Origin of the sequence: Microbacterium proteolyticum (genome assembly GCF_030818075.1) — a bacterium.
In the GTDB taxonomy this organism is placed as follows: domain Bacteria; phylum Actinomycetota; class Actinomycetes; order Actinomycetales; family Microbacteriaceae; genus Microbacterium; species Microbacterium proteolyticum_A.
This window is the reverse complement of sequence record NZ_JAUSZZ010000001.1, coordinates 1,916,070-1,935,269: the sequence shown is the minus strand read 5'-3', so window position 1 is coordinate 1,935,269 and position 19,200 is coordinate 1,916,070. Positions and strand designations below refer to the sequence as shown.

19 protein-coding genes and 1 tRNA gene are annotated in these 19,200 nt (G+C 70.5%); 6 read left to right on the top strand and 14 right to left on the bottom strand.

Annotation, left to right across the window (positions count from 1 at the left end; genetic code table 11):
* Positions 1-63 precede the first annotated feature (63 nt).
* Positions 64-1,005, bottom strand: coding sequence for a LysR family transcriptional regulator (locus tag QE392_RS08950; RefSeq protein WP_307450817.1), 942 nt, complete (start codon positions 1,003-1,005; stop codon positions 64-66).
* 125 nt (positions 1,006-1,130) lie between these two features.
* On the opposite strand from QE392_RS08950, the gene QE392_RS08945 reads away from it, so the two are divergent.
* From QE392_RS08945 to QE392_RS08920, 6 genes are all read left to right on the top strand, one after another.
* Positions 1,131-2,123 (top strand): putative oxygenase MesX, encoded by a 993-nt coding sequence (locus QE392_RS08945; RefSeq protein WP_307450815.1) that lies wholly within the window; start codon positions 1,131-1,133, stop codon positions 2,121-2,123.
* A 20-nt stretch (positions 2,124-2,143) separates the two neighbouring features.
* Positions 2,144-3,181: a methionine synthase gene (locus QE392_RS08940; protein WP_307450813.1), complete on the top strand. Its 1,038-nt coding sequence runs from the start codon at positions 2,144-2,146 to the stop codon at positions 3,179-3,181.
* Positions 3,182-3,355: 174 nt separating this feature from the next.
* Positions 3,356-4,396, top strand: coding sequence for an aldo/keto reductase (locus tag QE392_RS08935; RefSeq protein WP_307450811.1), 1,041 nt, complete (start codon positions 3,356-3,358; stop codon positions 4,394-4,396).
* A 137-nt stretch (positions 4,397-4,533) separates the two neighbouring features.
* Positions 4,534-4,719 (top strand): hypothetical protein, encoded by a 186-nt coding sequence (locus QE392_RS08930; protein WP_307450809.1) that lies wholly within the window; start codon positions 4,534-4,536, stop codon positions 4,717-4,719.
* 70 nt (positions 4,720-4,789) lie between these two features.
* Positions 4,790-5,626: a hypothetical protein gene (locus tag QE392_RS08925; RefSeq protein ID WP_307450807.1), complete on the top strand. Its 837-nt coding sequence runs from the start codon at positions 4,790-4,792 to the stop codon at positions 5,624-5,626.
* Positions 5,627-5,728: 102 nt separating this feature from the next.
* Positions 5,729-7,318, top strand: a complete 1,590-nt coding sequence (locus QE392_RS08920; protein ID WP_307450805.1) for a molybdopterin-dependent oxidoreductase — start codon at positions 5,729-5,731, stop codon at positions 7,316-7,318.
* Between the two features lie 309 nt (positions 7,319-7,627).
* Here QE392_RS08920 and QE392_RS08915 read toward each other — a convergent pair whose 3' ends face one another.
* From QE392_RS08915 to QE392_RS08855, 13 genes are all read right to left on the bottom strand, one after another.
* On the bottom strand, positions 7,628-8,206 hold the full coding sequence (locus QE392_RS08915; protein WP_307450803.1) for an isochorismatase family protein: 579 nt from the start codon (positions 8,204-8,206) through the stop codon (positions 7,628-7,630).
* A gap of 101 nt (positions 8,207-8,307) precedes the next feature.
* Positions 8,308-8,703, bottom strand: a complete 396-nt coding sequence (locus tag QE392_RS08910; protein WP_307450801.1) for a hypothetical protein — start codon at positions 8,701-8,703, stop codon at positions 8,308-8,310.
* Between the two features lie 212 nt (positions 8,704-8,915).
* Positions 8,916-8,988: transfer RNA gene (locus QE392_RS08905), tRNA-Thr, on the bottom strand.
* Between the two features lie 76 nt (positions 8,989-9,064).
* Positions 9,065-9,736: a deoxyribose-phosphate aldolase gene (gene deoC / locus QE392_RS08900; protein ID WP_307450799.1), complete on the bottom strand. Its 672-nt coding sequence runs from the start codon at positions 9,734-9,736 to the stop codon at positions 9,065-9,067.
* A 44-nt stretch (positions 9,737-9,780) separates the two neighbouring features.
* Complete coding sequence (locus tag QE392_RS08895; RefSeq protein WP_307450798.1) at positions 9,781-11,304, bottom strand: alpha/beta hydrolase; 1,524 nt, start codon at positions 11,302-11,304, stop codon at positions 9,781-9,783.
* A gap of 14 nt (positions 11,305-11,318) precedes the next feature.
* Positions 11,319-12,497, bottom strand: a complete 1,179-nt coding sequence (locus QE392_RS08890) for a DNA polymerase III subunit delta' (protein WP_307450795.1) — start codon at positions 12,495-12,497, stop codon at positions 11,319-11,321.
* 114 nt (positions 12,498-12,611) lie between these two features.
* Positions 12,612-13,286 carry a dTMP kinase gene (gene tmk / locus QE392_RS08885; protein WP_307450793.1) on the bottom strand — a complete coding sequence of 225 codons (675 nt, stop codon included), beginning with the start codon at positions 13,284-13,286 and terminating at the stop codon, positions 12,612-12,614.
* Positions 13,283-16,213: a type I DNA topoisomerase gene (gene topA / locus QE392_RS08880; protein WP_307450790.1), complete on the bottom strand. Its 2,931-nt coding sequence runs from the start codon at positions 16,211-16,213 to the stop codon at positions 13,283-13,285. The genes tmk and topA overlap by 4 nt, the downstream gene beginning before the upstream one ends.
* Positions 16,214-16,273: 60 nt before the next feature.
* The gene (locus tag QE392_RS08875) at positions 16,274-16,603 is read right to left on the bottom strand and encodes an Rv3654c family TadE-like protein (RefSeq protein ID WP_307450788.1); all 330 of its coding nucleotides are present in this window, start codon (positions 16,601-16,603) and stop codon (positions 16,274-16,276) included.
* The gene (locus QE392_RS08870; protein ID WP_307450786.1) at positions 16,603-16,932 is read right to left on the bottom strand and encodes a TadE family type IV pilus minor pilin; all 330 of its coding nucleotides are present in this window, start codon (positions 16,930-16,932) and stop codon (positions 16,603-16,605) included. The genes QE392_RS08875 and QE392_RS08870 overlap by 1 nt, the downstream gene beginning before the upstream one ends.
* The gene (locus tag QE392_RS08865; protein WP_307450785.1) at positions 16,929-17,165 is read right to left on the bottom strand and encodes a DUF4244 domain-containing protein; all 237 of its coding nucleotides are present in this window, start codon (positions 17,163-17,165) and stop codon (positions 16,929-16,931) included. The genes QE392_RS08870 and QE392_RS08865 overlap by 4 nt, the downstream gene beginning before the upstream one ends.
* A gap of 83 nt (positions 17,166-17,248) precedes the next feature.
* Positions 17,249-18,142: a type II secretion system F family protein gene (locus QE392_RS08860; RefSeq protein WP_307450784.1), complete on the bottom strand. Its 894-nt coding sequence runs from the start codon at positions 18,140-18,142 to the stop codon at positions 17,249-17,251.
* Positions 18,139-19,122, bottom strand: coding sequence for a TadA family conjugal transfer-associated ATPase (locus QE392_RS08855; RefSeq protein WP_373426453.1), 984 nt, complete (start codon positions 19,120-19,122; stop codon positions 18,139-18,141). Before QE392_RS08855 ends, QE392_RS08860 begins: the two co-directional genes overlap by 4 nt.
* Between the last annotated feature and the right edge of the window lie 78 nt (positions 19,123-19,200).

The following is a 19,200-nucleotide window of genomic DNA, read 5'->3' as shown; positions in this document are numbered from 1 at the left end:
ACGGCCGCTGAGGATGCGAGAGCCGGCTCGCTCGACCCGTTCACCCGCTCGCACACCGCGTCCTCAGCCCAGCAGCGCCACCCCGAAGCCGGCGACCACGTCGCGCACCTCGACGAGGTAGCGCTGCGCCTGCTCGGTCAGGGGGATGGCGCTGCGGCCGATCCAGCCGATCTCGATGCGCTCGTCGACATCCAGGGGCACCGCGACGATCTCGGGGTCGAGATCGTCGCTGATGATGCCCGTCGAGATCGTGTACCCGTCCAGACCGATCATGAGGTTGAAGATCGTGGCGCGATCTGAGACGCGGATCTCCTGCCTGCTCGACAGGGTGGAGAGGATCTCCTCGGCGAAGTAGAACGAGTTGTTCGCCCCCTGGTCGAACGTCAACCGGGGAAGATCGGCGAGGTCGTCCAGAGTCGCGCGAGGGCGGGATGCCAGGGGGTTCCGGCGCGAGACGAAGATGTGCGGTTCGGCCACGAAGAGCGGGTGAAACGCCAGTCCGGAGTCCCGCAGCAGCTTGTCGATGACATTGCGATTGAAATCATTGCGGAACAGGATTCCGATCTCGCTGCGGAGCGTGCGGACGTCTTCGATGATGTCGAAGGTCCGCGTCTCTCGGAGGGAGAACTCGTACTCGGCGGCATCCGTCGCTCGCACCATGCGCACGAATGCGTCGACGACGAAGGAATAGTGCTGTGCCGAGATCCCGAGCAGTCGCCTCGACGGAGGTCTCCCGAGGTAGCGCTGCTCGAGCAGCTCCGCCTGCTCGACCACCTGACGGGCGTAGCCGAGGAACTCCACGCCGTCGCTCGTGAGCGTCACGCCCCGCGCGGAGCGCGTGAGCAGGTCTCGACCCACGCGGGTCTCCAGCTCGCGCATCGCCGCCGACATGGTGGGTTGCGCGACGAACAGCAGGTCGGCAGCGGCGCTGATCGATCCCTCGGCCGCCACCTCGATGAAGTACTGAAGCTGTTGCAGCGTGATGCCGCTCGACCGCCTTGACATAGGGCGAGGCTATAGCAGGACATAGCGGCGCGGAATTACCCGATGACCGCGCGCCCGCTGCACGATGGATGCACCGACTTTCGCGAGGCCCGTGCGCGGCCTCCCCGCACCCGGATTGGCATCCCATGGCGAACGACATCACGTTCAGCATCACGACCACTCGCTTCGACGAAGACTATGCACCCGCCGAGACCTCCCGCGTCACGACGAACTTCGCCAACCTCGCGCGCGGCGCCGATCGGCAGCAGAACCTGCGCAACGCCCTGACGATGATCGATCGCCGACTCAACGATCTCGCGTCGGCCGAGAACCCGCGCGGCGACCGGTACCGCGTCGAGCTGGACATCATCTCGGTGCAGCTGCATTTCTCCGATGGTGCCGACGAGGAGCTTCCCGTGATCGAGGTGCTCGATGTGCACATCGTCGACACGCTCACCGGAGAACGTCACCAGGGAATCGTCGGCAACAACTTCTCGTCGTACCTGCGCGATTACGACTTCAGCGTGGTGCTCCCCGCCGCCCAGGCGGCCGCCGGCGGTTTCACCGTGCCGGATGACTTCGGCGACCTGCACGGCAAGATCTTCCAGCACTTCCTCGCCTCCGACGCCTACCGCGAACGCTTCCCGCTCCCGCCCGTCATCTGCATCAGCGTCTCCACCAGCCGCACCTACCGGCGCACCGGCGTCGTGCACCCCGCCCTGGGCGTGGAGTACGCACAGGATGCCACTTCCTCTCTCACCGACGAGTACTTCGGGAAGATGGGTCTGCAGGTGCGCTACTTCATGCCGCGCGGAAGCGTGGCGCCGCTGGCGTTCTACTTCCGCGGCGACCTGCTGGCTGACTACTCCGACCTCCAGCTCATCGGCACGGTCGCGACCATGGAGACGTTCCAGAAGATCTACCGGCCCGAGATCTACAACGCCCGCACACCCGCCGGCGAGGTCTACCAGCCCAGTCTCGAGGCGGCGGACTTCGAGCCGACCGAGGTCACGTACGACCGGGTCGAGCGCAGCCAGCTCGCCGTCACCCAGGGCCGCTACGCCGAGGAGCACTTCGTGAAGCCGCACCGCCGAATCCTCGACGAGTGGGCCGCCCACTACTCGCTCGCCACCCGATGACCCGCGAAGGATCCACCGCCGTGACAACGCTCCTGCCCACCTCCACCGTCGGCAGCCTCCCCAAGCCCTCCTGGCTCGCCAAGCCCGAGGTGCTGTGGTCGCCGTGGGAGCTCGAGGGCGACGTGCTCGTCGAGGGCAAGCGCGACGCGCTGCGCGCGGTCGTGCAGGAGCAGGAGCTGCGCGGCCTCGACATCATCAGCGACGGCGAGCAGACCCGTCAGCACTTCGTGACGACGTTCATCGAGCACCTCGACGGCGTGGACTTCGAGCACCGCGAGACCGTCCGCATCCGTGACCGCTACGACGCGAGCGTCCCCACGGTCGTCGGCGAGGTGAGCCGACGCGCACCGGTGTTCGTCGACGACGCGGCGTTCCTGCGCACGCAGACCGACCGGCCGATCAAATGGGCTCTGCCGGGGCCCATGACGATGATCGACACCCTGGCCGACCGGCACTACAACAGCCGCGAGAAGTTGGCGTGGGAGTTCGCCACGATCCTCAACCAGGAAGCGCGCGAATTGGAGGCCGCCGGCGTCGACATCATCCAGTTCGACGAGCCCGCGTTCAACGTCTTCTTCGACGAGATGAAGGAGTGGGGCATCGCCGCCCTGGAACGTGCCGTCGAGGGCCTGCGCGCGCAGACGGTCGTGCACATCTGCTACGGCTACGGGATCAAGGCGAACACCGACTGGAAAGCCACGCTGGGGTCGGAGTGGCGTCAGTACGAGGAGTCGTTCCCGCTGCTGCAGCAGTCGAGCATCGACATCATCTCGCTCGAGAGCCACCGGTCGAACGTGCCGATCGACCTCGTCGAACTCCTTCGCGGCAAGAAGGTCATGCTCGGCGCCCTCGATGTCGCCAGCGAACGCATCGAGACGCCGGAGGAGGTCGCCGAGACCCTGCGCCGTGCGCTCCGGTTCGTCGATGCCGACAAGCTGATCCCGAGCTCCAACTGCGGAATGGCGCCCCTGCCGCGCCCGGTCGCCCTCGACAAGATCAGCGCGCTCTCGGCGGGAGCCCGCCTGCTGCGCGAGGAACTGGCGGGCGCGGCGTCCTGACCGTCGCGGAACGCCCGGGCCGGACGCAGCGGCCTCCGATCCGGGCGTTCCGCGCCAGGCGCCACCGCGCCTCGCGTCACACCGGCCACACGCGCCACACGCACGCGCGCGCGCCACCGCGCGCCACGCGCACGCACCGCAACGCACCACGTCCGGCATGGCAGAGTCGGAGGCATGCCCATCGCCGCCGATGACCCCCGCCTGACCTCTCCGTTCGAGGCCTCCCCCACCCGCTACGACGACGTGCTCTTCCAGCGCGCGGGGGCGAGCGGCATCCCGCTCCCCCGCATCTCGCTCGGGTTGTGGCAGAACTTTGGGACCGCCCGCCCGCTCGACACCCAGCGCGAGATCCTGCGCCACGCATTCGATCGGGGCGTGGTGCACATCGACCTCGCCAACAACTACGGCCCGCCGTACGGGTCGGCGGAGACCACGTTCGGCACGGTGCTCGACACCGATCTGCGCCGGTACCGCGAGGAACTGTTCGTCTCGACCAAGGCCGGCTACGACATGTGGCCGGGCCCGTACGGTGACGGCGGGTCACGCAAGTACCTGGTCCGTTCGCTCGAGCAGAGCCTCACCCGCATGCGCACCGACTACGTCGACGTGTTCTACTCCCACCGCGTCGACCCCGAAACGCCGCTGGAGGAGACGGTCCACGCCCTGGCCGACATCGTCCGCAGCGGAAAGGCGCTCTACGTCGGCATCTCGAACTACCCCGCCGACCTCACCCGCCGCGCGCACGATCTGCTCGCGGCCGAGGGCGTGCGGCTGTTCGTCCACCAGCCGCGGTACTCGCTCTTCGATCGCACCCCCGAGGCGGAGCTGTTCCCGGCGCTTCGCGAACTCGCCGTCGGGAGCGCCGTCTTCTCACCGCTCGCGCAGGGGCTGTTGACCGGGAAGTACCTCGACGGCACCGTGCCGGCCGACTCGCGCGCCGCCGACAGCCGCTTCCTGAACGAGTCCGCACTCACCGACGACTATCTCGCGCGCATTCGCGGCATCGACGGCGTCGCCCGCGAGGCCGGTCTGTCGATCCCCCAGCTCGCGGTGGCCTGGGTGCTGCGCGACTCCGTCGTCACGACCGCGATCATCGGCGCCTCGCGTCCGAGCCAGATCGACGACGCCGTCGCGGCGAGTACGACATCGCTGACGGATGACGTGATCACGGCGCTCGACGCATTCGCCGCCCCCGTGGGCGAGCGCATCGCCTGACGCGCCCTCGTCCTCGGCCGGGGACGGCCGTGGGCCGCAACGCGACACAGCACAACAGGCTGCATCACGCAACGGCCACCCCGGCTCCGTCCGCGTCGCGTTGGCTGGAATCTCACGACCCGACGAAAGGAATCAGCATGGGTGTCGGACGCTGGATCGGAACCGGAGCAGTGGGCCTCGCGGGGGCGGTGCTCGCACGCACGGCCCTCGGCCGCGCCGTCGCGGCCGGTACGGTCGCCTACCGGGTCTGGAAGGACCCGAAGGTGCAGAAGATCCGCCGGAAGGTCGCGGCGAAGGTGCTGAAGCAGCGGCAGAACCGCTGATTCTCCCCTCGTTCGCCTCGCGTTAACGTCCCGACTCTACGGTGGGAATCCGCACGACGGGGGGCGAGGGATGCCGCAGTCGAACAGGACGCGCATCGGGATCGCCGCCGTGATCGGGGCGGCGATCCTCGCGTGCGGGGGCGGCCTCGTCCTTCTCGGGTGGATGATCGACGAGACGCACTTCGACCGTCCGACCGCCGCTTTCGACGCGCTCGGTGCGGACATCGCAGCCGTCGCCGGTGTCGAGGCCCTCGAGAAGGAACGATGGGTGGAGGCGCCCACGTTCTCCGACCCGTCGTCGTGGATCTCGGTGACGGCGGATGCCGCAGCACTCCCCGCCGTGGTCGAGGTGGCCTGCACCTCCGGTCACCCCGAGGCCGTTCAGTGGGAGTTCCAGCTGGAGACCGCCTCCGACGGCCTCGTCTCGCTGTTCTCCGATCCTGTGGACGTATGCCCCACCTTCGGTTTCGAGGCACCGTCCCTCGTCGGCGCGCTCGACCGTGTCGTGCCCGGAGCGACCGTGCAGGCCGTCACGGGGGACGACGGCCGCTTCGCCCTCTCGTCGATCGACGCACAGCTCGACGAACTCATCCCGCTCGTCGCGCAGGTCGACGCCGTCCGGGAGGCGGCCGGGCTGGCATCCGGCGTCCTCACCGACGTGGGCGGGGCGACGCTGGGGGTGGAGGTCCGCGCGGACGAGGGCGCCGCATACGGAACGCTTCTGCGCCGGCTGTCGTCCGAGCACGGGGTGACCGGGTTCTTCGTCGGCGGGAGCGGCACTCCGATCGACGGCGTCGACAAGGTCCAGGTCGTGGCCCCCGCGGACGAACACCGCGCCATCGTGACCGCGATCGAGGCCTCGGGGCTCCCGATCGCCGGTCTTCCGGTGACCTTCCTGCCGGAGTGAGCGCCGGCCGCGGCCCGCCGGGGCGGCATCCGATCCCGCTGCCGTTCCGAAGACCTGGTGAGGCGGATCGCGCGTGCGCGGACCGCGGAAACGAGGGATGCCATGACTACCGACACCGCGGCCCGGACCACCGAGGCCCCCACCGTGCGTCGACCGCACGCCTGGCCGTGGGCGGCATTCGCGGGCATCGTCGCCGCCGCCGTGCTCCTCGCCGTCGCCGAGATGTTCGCCGCCCTCGTCGCCCGCTCCGCGAGCCCCGTGCTCGCGGTCGGCTCCTTCATCGTCGACATCGTCCCCCGGCCGTTGAAAGAACTCGCCATCACCCTCTTCGGGGAGTCCGACAAGATCGCCCTCCTCGTCGGTGTCGGGCTGGGGGCGGCGGTCGCTTCGGCGGTCGCCGGCATCCTGGAGTACCGGTTCCGCTTCGTCGGCGCGGTGCTGATCGGCATCGGCGGGATCCTCGCCACGGCCGCCATCCTCACGCGTGCCGGCGCCGGCGCGCTGGCCTGGCTCCCCCCGGTTCTCGGCACCGTCGTGGGCATCGTGGTCCTGCTGCTGAGCATCTCGCGCCTGCGGCGCTGGATCCGTGCGGCGAGCGCGCGCGACGCGCACAAGGCGGGCGCGAACCGCCGTCAGTTCCTGCTCCTGACCGGTCTCACGGCCGTCGGCGCCGTCGTCGTCGGGGTCGGAGCCCGCGTGCTGAACGCCACGACGGCCTCGGTCGCCGCGGCACGTGATGCGCTGCGTCTGCCCGCGGCCCGGACGACGGTCACCGTGCCGGCCGGAGCGGACCTCGACATCGACGGGCTGACCCCGATCATCACCCCCAACGGCGACTTCTACCGCGTCGACACCGCGCTCACCGTCCCCAACGTCGATCCGACCACCTGGCGTCTGTCGATCGAGGGCATGGTCGACACCCCGATCGAGCTCAGCTTCGACGACCTCGTCGGCATGGGCCTCGACGAGTACGGCGTGACCCTCACCTGCGTGTCCAACGAGGTCGGCGGCGGCTTGGTCGGCAACGCCATCTGGACGGGCGTCCCCATCCGCGACGTGCTGCGCATGGCCGGAGTGCAGGCCGACGCCGACATGGTGCTCTCCGAGAGCGTCGACGGGTACACGGCATCCACTCCCCTGTCGTCGCTCACCGACGACAACCTGGATGCCATCTTCGCCGTCGCCATGAACGGGGAGCCCCTGCCCTTCGAGCACGGTTTCCCCGTGCGCATGGTCGTGCCGGGTCTGTACGGCTACGTGTCGGCCACGAAGTGGGTGACCAAGCTGACGGTCACCCGGTTCGATCAGGACGAGGCGTACTGGACGCCGCGCGGGTACTCCGCCGAGGCCCCGATCAAAATGTCGTCGCGCGTGGACACCCCGAAGCTCGGCACACCGGTTACCGCCGGCACCGTCGTCATCGCCGGAATGGCGTGGGCGCAGCCCGTGGGCGTGCAGAAGGTCGAGGTCAGCATCGACGACGGCGACTGGCAGGAGACGCAGCTGTCGACCCCCATCAACGACCAGTCGTGGGTGCAGTGGAGGCTGGACTGGAACGCCGAGCCCGGATCGCACTACATCGCCGTCCGCGCGACTGACAAGCAGGGCAACCTGCAGATCCAGGATCAGGCCCCGATCGCCCCCGACGGCTCCAGCGGGTGGCAGCGAACGCTCGTCACCGTGTCCTCCTGACGGCCACCACGGGCCGACGTCTGCTCCATCGATCGCGTTCGACGAGCGTGCGCTCCTCCGACATCCGCCGCGAACGCCTGAGCGCCGTCGCCGGTGGGCTGCTCCCGCCGACGGGACGGTCCGGACAAGTCGCCGCCAGCATCCGTGAGTCGATCCCCACCGGCGGGGACGGTCAGGTCTGGGCGGACGAGGGCGAGGCGCCTTCTCGGCGAGCACGCCGTGTTCTTCGCGTCACCAGCGCGCGGCGCGGAGACGACGGGCACGATCACCGTCCCGCGGACGGACGACGCCCTACCGAGTCGAGCGGGTTCAGTCCCCGGATGCCGTGAGCTGGGCGCCCGCGGCCTCGATCTCAGTCAAGGCGGCAGCGCTGGAGACGGGATGCACGCCCGCGATCAGGTCGGTGAGCACCCGCACGCCACGCCCCGAGGCCAGGGCGTCGAGCGCTGATGCCCGCACGCAGTAATCGGTGGCGATGCCCGCGATGTCGATGTCGCGGATGCCGCGCGCGTCGAGGATCGTTGCGGCCGTCTCGCCCTCGTCGGAAACGCCCTCGAACAGCGAGTACGCGGGCTTGCCCTGCCCCTTCTTCAGGTGGTGGGTGACGCGCGTCGTGTCGAACACCTCGTCGTACTCGGCGCCGAACGTGCCGCCCACGCAGTGCACCGGCCAACTGTCGACGAAATCGGGGGTGGCGGAGAAGTGGCCGCCGTTGTCGTCATCGCCGTGGTGCCAGTCGCGCGAGGCGACGACGACGGTGTACTCGTCCGCATGGACCTCCAGATAGCGCGAGATGCGCTCGGCGACCGCGTCGCCGCCGACGACTCCCAGTGCTCCACGCTCGGTGAAGTCGTTCTGCACGTCGACGATGAAGAGGGCGCGAGTCATGACCCGAGCCTACGCGCGTCGCCGGTCCCGCGGGCGAGGTGCGCGGGCGGTGCGCGCAGCGCCGACGTCGCGGCGCCCGGGGGGCGGTGGCGGCGAGCGCCTCAGCCGCGGGCGAACAACAGCACGATCGAGACGATGAACGCCACGAGCCCCAGCGTCAGGACCCCCGCCGCGAGCAGCGAGACGAAACGCACCACGGGGGATGATCGCGTCAGGCGCATGCGGTTCGCACTCCCCCGCCGGTAGAAGATGTCGGCCATGTCGGCCGAGCCGATCTTGGCGTCGTCATGCGCCGAAAGGGGTGCTTCGTTGACCCCGCCCTCGTCATCGAACCACCGCACCACACGCCCGTCTGCGACGCGCTCGACGACCGCGCGCGCGGGCAGCCACGTTCCATCGGCGAGCAGCAGGATCACCGCGGCGACCGCCAACAGCAGCCCCGCACCCAGGCCGACCCACGTGAAGATCTCGATCAGAGCGTCGACGGCGTTCGACACGGCAGACTCCAGCGGGTAGCGGACGGGCACCGCGGCTTCGGGTGGCGCGGGGCTCCAGCCTATCGGGCGGGTCGCATGGGGCTTCCCTCCCCGTCCGCGAGAGGACACGGCATCCGGGCCCGTCCGATCTGATCAAGACCCGGGGCGGGCGGAGACGTCGGTGCAGGGATGAGAAAGACCCCCACCCGGTGGAAGCGGGTGGGGGCCTTCGGAGCCGCCTAAGGGAATCGAACCCTTGACCTATTCATTACGAGTGAATCGCTCTGCCGTCTGAGCTAAGGCGGCATGTGCGCGCTGTCGCGTGCACGATCATCGATCTTACATGCTTCCCAGGCTCCCGCGCACACGCGGGGCACGGGGGTCAGTAGTCGCCGGTGGCGGATCGGTCGGCGAGGATGTCGCGGCTGGACGACAGGCCCAGACGCGTCGCTCCCGCGGCGATCATCTCCTCGGCGGCAGCGCGGGTGCGCACCCCTCCGGATGCCTTGACCTCGGCACGATCGCCGACCGTGCGCTTCATGAGTTCGACCGCGTGGACGCTCGCCCCGCCGGCGGGGTGGAAACCCGTCGATGTCTTGACGAAGTCCGCTCCCGCGGCGACGGCGGCCTCGCAGACCGCGATGATCGCGTCGTCCGACAAGGCGGCGGACTCGATGATGACTTTCAGCACGGTCGGCGCCGGAGCCGCCAGGCGCACCGCGCGGATCTCGGCCTCGACCGCGTCGTAGCGGCCCTCGACGGCGGCGCCCACGTCGATGACCATGTCGATCTCATCGGCGCCCTGGGCGACCGACAGCGCCGCCTCCGCCGCCTTGACCTCCGCGTGGTGCTTGCCGCTGGGGAAGCCGCAGACGACGGCCAGCTTGAGACCCTCGGGCAGCTCGACCGGTAGGAACGACGGCGAGATGCAGACGCTGTAGGTGCCGAGCTCCGCCCCCTCGGCGATGAGTCGCTCGACGTCGGCACGGGTGGCCTCGGGCTTCAGCAGCGTGTGGTCGATGTAGCTCGCCAGGTCGGCGATGGGCGCGGTCATAGGGGTCTCCTCGGGGTGTGACAACACAAGCCTAGGCGGGAGCGCTAGTCGCAGCGCAGCCCCGCGTCGGGGACGACGCCGTTCACGAGATAGTCGTCGACCGCCCCGTTCACGCACGCGTTGCCCTTGTTGTACGCCAGGTGCCCCTCGCCGACGTAGGTGACCAGGACGCCCTGCGAGAGCTGGGAGGCGAGAGCCTGCGCCTCCGTGTAGGGCGTGGCGGGGTCGCCGGTCGTGCCCAGCACGAGGATCGGCGGCGAGCCGGGCGCGGTGATCGGGGCGCGGGTGCCGGTGGGCGGCGCGGGCCATGCGGCGCAGGGGTCCGGACCGAGCCAGTACGGTGCGATCACCGGCGCCTTCTGCTCCAGTTCCTTCTGCAGGGCCGCGTCGTCGCTGTCGCCCTCGTCGGGGAAGTCCACGCAGTTGTAGGCCCGGAGCGCCTCGAGCGTGTTGCTGGGATACTGCCCGTTCTCACGGCCGTTGTAGAAGTCCGCCAGCTGGAACGCGACGGTCGCGTCGCCGTTCTGCGCGCCGGTGAGGGCGACGCGCAGGTACGGCCAGCTCTGGTCGCTGTAGAGCGCCGCGAGCACCGCCGTGACGAGGGTGTCCGCGCCGAGACGCCGACCGTCGCCACCGGCGATGGGCCGCGCATCGACCCGTTCGAGCAGCGACGTGAGGTCGCTCATCGCGTCGTCGACGGAGTCGGCGAAGGGGCAGTCGGATCGCGTCAGACAGTCGGCCATGAAGGCGCGCAGGGCGTTCTCGAACCCGACCGCCTGCGCGATCCCGCTCGCGCTGCCGTCGAGGCTCGGGTCGATGCCCCCGTCGAGCACCATGCGCCCGACCCGCTCGGGGAAGAGACCGGCGTACGTGGCGCCCAGGAGCGAACCGTACGAGAAGCCCAGATAGTTCAGCGTGGCGTCTCCGAGCACGGCGCGCAGGAGGTCCATGTCGCGCGCGGCGTTCTCGGTGGAGATGTGGGGCAGGAGGCCGTCGCTCCCCCTCTCGCACGCCTGCGCGAAATCGGTCTGACGCTTCTCGAGCTCGGCATTGCGTTCCTCGCTCCCCCGCGCGCCCGGAGGGATGTCGTACAGGAAGGCGTCCATCCCGGCGGCGTCGTAGCAGGTGACAGCGGAGGACTGACCGACCCCGCGCGGATCGAAGCCGATGACGTCGTACGCAGCGGTGAGGTTCTCGTCGGCGACGAGCGAGAGCGAGTCGCGCACCGTGTCCACCCCGCTCACTCCGGGCCCGCCGGGGTTGGTCAGAAGCGAACCGAGGGGCTCGCCCGACGTGGCGCGATGGCGGATGACCGCCAACTGCAGGTCACCGGCCGACGGGTCGGCGTAGTCGCGCGGAGCGGTGACCGTGGTGCAGTCGAAGCCGGCGCTGCCGCAGTCGGTCCACGTGAGCGTCTGGCCGTAATACGGCAGGAGGTCGGCGTCGACGCTGTCGGTCTGCGGCGCGAGCGAGCGCGCCGTATCGGGCGCCATCGGCGGGATCTGCGCGTAGAGGCAGCCCGATAGTGCCAGGGCGAGGCCCGTCAGCCCGGCAACCGCCGCGGTCACGCGACGACGAAGGCTCACGGCGCGGAACCGTTCGCGACGGTGATCATGAGACTCTCGAGTGCCAGCAGCGGGGCGGCGTTCTGCTCGAGGTTGCGGCGCGTCACCGAGATGCGATCGAGCACGCCGAGCGTGCGCGCAGGCGTCCACTCGGCCGCCAGAGCACGGAGGGCATCGATCCGCTCGCCGTTGACCAGGTCGGACTCGCGACCGTACTGGATCATCACCACGTCGCGGAACAGCGATTGCAGGTCGGTGAGCACGCGATCGATGCCGTCGCGCAGGCTGCGCGTGGCGCGGCGCTTCTGGTCGTCTTCGAGCGCGTTGACCTGGCCACGCACCGACGGCGGGACGGCGGCACCTTCGGCGACGCCGAGCATGCGCAACAGCGCGCGGCGCTCCTCCTCGTCACGCGTGGCGGTGAGGGCCTTGGCGTCGTCCGTCGCGAGACGCACGATGCGACCGGCGACGTCGACGGCGTCGCCGATCCCCCGTACGGCGAGCACGGCGTCGAGGGTCTCGGCCCGGCGGGCGCGCGCGTCGTCGTCGGTCGCGAGACGCTGCGCCATGCCGATGTGACGCTGCGCATGGCGCGCCGACTCCTCGGCGACCTCCGCGGCGACCCCGGTGCGCTCCACGATCAGCGCCGCCACGTCGGCGACGGTCGGCTCGCGCAGCCGTAGCACCCGCACCCGCGAGCGGATGGTGGGGAGCAGGTCGGCGTCGCTCGGCGCGCACAGCACCCAGACCGTCTTCTCGGGTGGCTCTTCGAGGGCTTTCAGCAGCACGTTCGAGGTGCGCTCGGCCATGCGATCGGCGTCTTCGACCACGATCACGCGGTGACGGCCGAGCGAGGGGGCGAACGACGCCCGCTCGACGAGACGACGCGCCTCGTCGATGCGGATGACGACCTGCTCGGTCCGCAGAGCGGTCAGATCGGGGTGCGTGCGCGCGAGCACCTGCTGCTGGGCGCGTTCATCTCCCGGGTCGGCGATCAGGGCAGCCGCGAAGGCGTACGCGAGGGTGGATCGCCCCGACCCCGGAGGCCCTGTGATCAGCCACGCGTGTGCGAGGGCGGCGGGATCGGATGCCGCGGCGCGCAACGTCTCGACGGCCTCGTCCTGCCCCCACACGGCATCCCATGGGAACGGTGCCGTGCCGGCGGCCGACGGGGACGGATCGAGGGCGACGGACATGGGCCCAGCCTAATCGGGGCGTCGGACACCGCTGCTGGCGGTCGACTGTGCATCGCCCGGGCCGCGCGTGCGCGGGTCAGTCGAGGCGGTGGGCGACGGCTGCGCGTGCGCGGGTCAGTCGAGGCGGTGGGCGACGGCTTCGCGCACACGTGCGGCGAGGTCGTCGGGGGCCGCTTCCGCATCGAGAACGAGGAAGCGCTCGGGTTCAGCGTCGGCGAGGGCGAGGAAGCCGGCACGCACGCGCGCGTGGAACTCCTCCTTCTCGGCCTCGAGGCGGTCGAACGGCTTTTCGTCCGCGTCCAGGCGGCGCCGCGCTGCGGCCGGATCGAGATCGAGCAGCACCGTCAGGTCCGGAAGCAGCCCATCGGTCGCCCAGAGCGACAGCGCGCGCACGTCGTCGGCATCCAGAACACGCCCCGCGCCCTGGTAGGCGACGGACGAATCGAGATACCGGTCCTGGATGACGACGTCGCCGCGCGCGACAGCCGGGCGCACGTACGTCGCGATGTGATGCGCGCGATCCGCTGCGTAGAGCAGCGCCTCAGCGCGGGGGTCGATGTGGCCGCGGTGATGCAGGACGATGTCGCGGATGCGCACCCCGACCTCGGTACCGCCGGGCTCGCGCGTGCGGACGACCGCGCGGCCCCGCGCCGTCACCCACTGCTCGAGCAGCGTGGCCTGGGTGGTCTTCCCCGCCCCGTCGCCGCCCTCGAAGGTGATGAACAGCCCCGGCCCCCCGGCCGCCGCCGCCCGTGGGAGGTGCAGCGGCCGGGCGAGGTGATCGGTCACGACTTCTTCGCCGGCGCCTTGCGCGTGGTCGAGGTGCTCGCGGAAGCCGGCGCTGCGGCGGTCTTCGCTGCGGCGGTCTTCGTCGCCGCAGCCGTCGTGGCAGTGGTCTTGGCCGCGGCCGTCTTGGTCGCGGTGGTCCGGGCTGCCGGCGTCCTCGTCGCGGTGGTCTTCGCCGTCGTCTTCGCCGCCGTCGTCTTCGCCGCGGTCGTCTTCGCCGCGGTGGTCTTCGCCGCCGCCGGCTTCGCCGCCGTGGTCTTGCGCGCCGTGGTCGCCTTCTTGGGCGCGGGGCCCTTCGCACGCTTGTCGGCGATCAGCTCGACGGCACGCTCGAAGGTGATCTCCAGGGCGTTCTCGCCGCGCGGGACCGTGGCGTTGGTCTCGCCGTCGGTCACGTACGGGCCGAAGCGTCCGTCCTTGAGCCGGAGGGGCTTGCCGCTCACCGGGTCGGCGTCGAACTCCTTCAGTGCACTCGAGGCACGGCGTGCACCGTACTTGGGTTCGGCGTACTTCGCGACCGCCTCATCCAGGGTGATGTCGAAGATCTGCTGCTCGTTGTCGAGCGAGCGCGAATCGGTGCCCTTCTTGAGATAGGGACCGAACCGTCCGTTCTGCGCGGTGATCTCTTCCCCGGTCGCGGGGTCGGCGCCGACGATCCGAGGCAATGACAGCAGCTGAAGGGCGGTACCGAGATCGATCGTGTCGACCGACATCGAGCGGAACAGCGACGCGGTGCGCGGCTTGGGCGCCGCGGCGGCCTTGGCCCCCCGCTTCTTGGGCTGCTCCACCACCTCGCCGGTGACCTGATCGACCTCGTCGGGCTCTTCGGCATCCACCTCTTGCACGTAGGGGCCGAAGCGGCCGTCCTTCACGACGACGAGCTTGCCGTTGTCGGGATTCTCTCCCAGCACCCGGTCGCCGGCCACCGGTGCGTCGATGAGCTCCTGCGCCTTCTCGGGGGTGAGCTCGTCGGGCGCGAGATCTTCCGGGATGTTCACGATGCGCGGCTTCGCCTCGGCGTCGGCCCCGGGGGTGTTCACCTCGAGGTACGGCCCGTATTTTCCGAAGCGCAGGGTCGCGGTGTCGGTGATGCGCGTGGAGTTCAGCTCGCGTGCGTCGATCTCGCCGAGGTTGTCGACGATGTGGCGCAGGCCCACCTGCTTCTCGGAGCCGAAGTAGAACGACTTCAACCACTCCGTGCGGCGCTGCTCACCACGGGCGATCGCGTCGAGGTCGTCTTCGAGCGCTGCCGTGAAGTCGTAGTCGACGAGGTCGGCGAAGTGCTCCTCGAGCAGTCGCACCACGCTGAAGGCGAGCCAGCTCGGCACGAGGGCCTGACCGCGTTTGGTGACGTACCCGCGGTCGAGGATCACACCGATGATGCTGGCGAACGTCGAGGGCCGGCCGATGCCCTTCTCTTCGAGGGCCTTCACCAGGCTGGCCTCGGTGTAACGGGGCTTCGGCGAGGTGCTGTGGCCCTTCGGCTCGACCTCGCTGACAGCGAGCTCGTCGCCCACCGAGACGGCCGGCAGCGACTGGTCGGCGTCGTCGTCGTTGCGCTTCTCGTCGGCGCCCTCTTCGTACGCCTCGAGGAAGCCCTTGAACGTGTAGACGGTTCCGGATGCCGTGAACTCCGCGACCCGTTCCGCCGCGTCCACGGTGAGGGTGACCGTCGTCGTCTCGTACTTGGCATCCGCCATCTGACTGGCGACGGTGCGCTTCCAGATCAGGTCGTAGAGCTTCTGCTCGTCGCGGTCGAGCGAGGACGCCAACGACGCCGGCGTGCGGAAGGTGTCGCCGGAGGGACGGATGGCCTCGTGGGCCTCCTGCGCGTTCTTCGACTTGCTCTTGTACACACGCGGGTTGGCGGGCACGGCCTTGTCGCCGTACAGCGCCACCGCCTGCGCGCGTGCCGCCGAGACGGCCTGACCCGAGAGGGCGACCGAGTCGGTACGCATATAGGTGATGAAACCCTTCTCGTAGAGCCGCTGCGCGACGCCCATGGCGTGCTTGGCGCTCATCGAGAGCTTGCGACCGGCCTCCTGCTGCATCGTGGAGGTCGTGAAAGGTGCACGGGGGCTGCGCGTGCCCGGCTTGGCCTCGACCTTGGCCACGGTGGCACGCCCGGCCGCGGTGATGGCCGCCGCGAGCTCGCGCGCCTGGGCTTCGTCGAGCACGACGACGGCCTTCTTCAGCTGACCGTTGTCGTCGTAGTCGCCGCCGCGGGCGATGGGGGCGCCGTCGAGACGGTTCAGGCGGGTGGTGAAGGACGAGCCGGCCCGCGAGGCGAGGGCCTCGACGTCCCAGTAGGAGGCCGAGACGAACGCCATGCGTTCGCGCTCGCGCTCGACGACCATCCGGGTCGCGGCGGACTGCACGCGGCCGGCGCTGAGCGCGGTGCCCTCGCGCCCCGAGCCGACCTTGCGCCACAGGACCGGGGAGACATCCCAGCCGTAGAGGCGGTCGAGCACGCGGCGGGTCTCCTGCGCGTCGACGAGCGACTCGTCCAGGTCGCGCGTGTGGTTCACCGCATCGCGGATGGCGTCCTTGGTGATCTCGTGGAACACCATGCGGCGCACGGGAACCTTGGGCTTGAGGACCTCCCGCAGGTGCCAGGCGATGGCCTCGCCCTCGCGGTCGCCATCAGTGGCCAGCAGGACTTCATCGGCACCCTTGAGCGCGCGCTTGAGCTCGGCGACCGTCTTGGTCTTGCGGTCGTTCACCACATAGAAGGGGTCGAAGTCGTTCTCGACGTCGATGGAGTATTTTCCGTACGCCGCCTTCTTGTCGGCCGGGATCTCCTTCTTGGATGCGAGATCGCGGATGTGCCCGACCGAGCTGAGCACTTCGTACTCGTCGCCGAGGTATCCCTGGATCGACTTCATCTTCGTCGGAGACTCGACGATGACGAGCTTCTTGCCGTTTGCCACTGGGGTCCTTTCTTCGATGCACACCATACACACGCCTCCCTGTTCGGGTTCAGGGAGGCCTCACGGGGCGGTCGCATCCGGAGGTCCGGCCCGCGAGCGCGCATCGAGCGGAATTCCACCGTACGCCCCGCCGACGGTGATGGTCGCGATCAGCCCCTCCATCTCGCACGTGTCCACGCGCAGTCCACTCACCTCAGCGACCTGATCCGCGCGTTCGCAGGGCGAACCGGACACCGCACCGCTCGCCGCGTCCGCGGCGGCGAGGGCGGCCGCGTCCGCCACACCGGCCACGCGCCGGGCCTCGACGACCGCGCCGCCGACGACCGCGAGCGAGACGGTGACAGCCGCCAGCGCGGCGACGACGCCGACGGTGGCGACGGTCCCCGCCATCAACGGCCTCCGTCGAGCGCGCAAGCGCTCGCGGTCACGGGCGGGAGAGGGAGCGGCCCGGGCACCGCCGCGGAAGCCGACACGCACACGAGCCCGTCCCGACGATCCATCGACGCCGTCGCGCCGCTCCCCGTCAGCGGGGCGAGCGCCGCGTCGTCGCCACGACCGACGAGGCGCGCGGCTTCGGTCGCGGCATGCTGCAGCCGCACGGTCGCGGCCGCCGAGCCCAGGACCCCGACGCCGAGAGTCAGGACGACGAGGACGGCCGGAACCGCGACTGCGAACTCCGCGGTGACCGCGCCCCGGTCGTCGAGTACCCGCCGGATCATTGCACGGTCAGCGCGCGACGAACGAGGTCGGTGAGGATGCCGCGCACCTCGTCGCTGCGCATGATGACGACCAGCAGCCCGGCGAAGGCGGCGGCCGCCATCGTCGCGATCGCGTACTCGGCCGTCGCCGCGCCACGGTCGTCGAGAAAGAGCGCGCCGGCGCGGGCGGTCGTCAGCGGCGGCAGGCCGGGCGTCGTGCCGACGGGGCGGAAGAAGGATGCGAAAGCGGACATGAGGACTCCTATGTATATGAGGTGAGTGTGTCGAGGGAGCAGGAACGAGGCGTGCAGGCGTGGCGAGGGCGGGGCGGCCGAGATCACGGCAGCGCCCCCGTTCGGAGGATTCCGAGAATCATCGGTGCGACGCCGAGAAGCAGGAAGGCGGGGAGTGTGCAGACCCCCAGCGGCAGCAGCAGGCGCGTGGACAGCCGTGCCGCCGCGGTACGCCCGTCGGTTCGTGCGCGGTGCCGGGCGAGCCAGGCATCGGCCCGGAGCAGCTCGGCCGCAGGCACACCCGCCCGTTGCGCGAACGCGACCGTTCGTGCAGCGTCATCCGGAGACTCCGCCGAGGCGGCCGCAGGCATCGCGGCATCCACCAGGGTGCGCGTGCGGTCGGGAGACGTCCCAGCTGACAGGGCGACGGCCCACAACTCGGCGCGCAGACCCGGCACCGCCGTCGGGGGCCGGGCCCGACGCGAAAGGCGTCGCGTCCATACCTGCGCCGCGAGAACGAGAACCGCACCGGCACCGAGGCACACCCCACCCCTCGGATCGGTGAGGAGGATCCCGATCGAGTCGAATCCGAGCGCGGAGCCGAGCGGGACGCCGAGCAGCGGCAGCCACCCGAGCAGTCGAGCCGTGGCCGCGGGCTCCGCAAGGGCGACGCGCACGTCGGCCGTCACGTCGGCGCCGTCGCGGAGCGCCGCCCCGACCGCGCGCAGAGTGTCGGCGAGCGGGGCGCCCGTCTCGACCGCCACGGTCCACACCGCCGCGATGTCGGCCCAGGAGTCGCCGCCGGTCGCCAGGACGGCGCCGACGTCGTCACCGGCCGTCGCGGCACGTGCCGCTGCCGCCGCGAGGGGGTCGCCGTCTTCGGCGAGGTACGTCCACGCGTTCATCGACGGCAATCCTGCGGACAGCAGAACCGCGAGCCGCAGGACCGTCTCGATCGGATCCGACCGAGACGAGACCGAACGCCTGCCGCGCCTCACGACCAGAGCCCGGGCTCGATCGCGATCCGCCCACCGCGCACGACCGGCCGTCCCCAGCCGGACACCCGCCGTCGCCCCCCGACCCTCTCGACGTGCACCACCGCGTCGATCGCGCTCGCGGTCTGCCGGGCCGTCGCCGCGGCATCCATTCCCGCGAGCGCCCCGAGCGCTTCGAGGCGGGCCGCCACGTCGGTCAGGCCGCTCGCGTGCAGCGTGCCGGCGCCGCCGTCGTGGCCGGTGTTGAGCGCCATGAGCAGTTCTCGCAGTTCCTCGCCCCGGCACTCGCCGACGATCAACCGATCGGGCCGCATGCGCAGCGCCTCGCGGACGAGCCGGGCGAGCCCGATGCCGCCGGCTCCCTCGATGTTGGGCTGGCGGGCCTCGAGCGTCACGTGATGCGGGTGGCGAGGCCGCAGCTCGGCCACTTCTTCGACGGTGATGATGCGCTCCGTCGTCGGCACGCGCGTGAGCAGGGCGGTCAACAGCGTCGTCTTCCCCGCACCGGTCGCACCGGTGACGAGGAGGTTCTCGCGGAGGTCCACCATGCGCTCCAGGTGCGCACGCTGCGTCGCGGAGAGCATGCCCGATCGCTCCAGCTCGGCGAGATCGGGGGCGTCCCCGCGCGGCACGCGCACCGATACAGTTGTGCCCCTCGCTGCGACGGGCGCGAGAACGGCGTGCACCCGTACGCCGCGGTCCAGGCGTACGTCGACGCACGGCGAGGCGTCGTCGAGGTGGCGCCCGCCGAGCGCGATCAGTCGGATGGCGACCCGGCGCACCTCGGCCTCGCTCGCGCGCCATGAGGGCACGCGTTGCGCACCCTCCCCGCGGTCGACGAAGAGGCCGCTGTCACCGTTGATGAAGAGATCGGTGACAGCGGGGTCGTCGAGGAACGGACGGAGGAACGCCAGCGCCGGATCCCGCCACGCCATCGCGGTGGGGGCGGCGGTGGTCGGTGCTACCGGGTCGATCGAGGACATGCCGACGACCGTAGGGAGAAGGCGGGCCGTGGCGCGGGCCGGATCACGGAATCGGTGGACCACCGACCGGATCAGGTG

Bases quoted from the DNA above. Each gene is read 5' to 3' on its own strand.
- QE392_RS08930 (WP_307450809.1), top strand. From the start codon at position 4,534: ATGGGTGTCGGACGCTGGATCGGAACCGGAGCAGTGGGCCTCGCGGGG.
- QE392_RS08855 (WP_373426453.1), bottom strand. From the start codon at position 19,122: ATGTCCTCGATCGACCCGGTAGCACCGACCACCGCCGCCCCCACCGCG.
- QE392_RS08935 (WP_307450811.1), top strand. From the start codon at position 3,356: ATGCCCATCGCCGCCGATGACCCCCGCCTGACCTCTCCGTTCGAGGCC.
- QE392_RS08865 (WP_307450785.1), bottom strand. From the start codon at position 17,165: ATGTCCGCTTTCGCATCCTTCTTCCGCCCCGTCGGCACGACGCCCGGC.
- QE392_RS08950 (WP_307450817.1), bottom strand. From the start codon at position 1,005: ATGTCAAGGCGGTCGAGCGGCATCACGCTGCAACAGCTTCAGTACTTC.
- QE392_RS08945 (WP_307450815.1), top strand. From the start codon at position 1,131: ATGGCGAACGACATCACGTTCAGCATCACGACCACTCGCTTCGACGAA.
- QE392_RS08920 (WP_307450805.1), top strand. From the start codon at position 5,729: ATGACTACCGACACCGCGGCCCGGACCACCGAGGCCCCCACCGTGCGT.
- QE392_RS08870 (WP_307450786.1), bottom strand. From the start codon at position 16,932: ATGATCCGGCGGGTACTCGACGACCGGGGCGCGGTCACCGCGGAGTTC.
- deoC (WP_307450799.1), bottom strand. From the start codon at position 9,736: ATGACCGCGCCCATCGCCGACCTGGCGAGCTACATCGACCACACGCTG.
- QE392_RS08890 (WP_307450795.1), bottom strand. From the start codon at position 12,497: ATGTCCGTCGCCCTCGATCCGTCCCCGTCGGCCGCCGGCACGGCACCG.
- QE392_RS08915 (WP_307450803.1), bottom strand. From the start codon at position 8,206: ATGACTCGCGCCCTCTTCATCGTCGACGTGCAGAACGACTTCACCGAG.
- QE392_RS08875 (WP_307450788.1), bottom strand. From the start codon at position 16,603: ATGGCGGGGACCGTCGCCACCGTCGGCGTCGTCGCCGCGCTGGCGGCT.
- QE392_RS08925 (WP_307450807.1), top strand. From the start codon at position 4,790: ATGCCGCAGTCGAACAGGACGCGCATCGGGATCGCCGCCGTGATCGGG.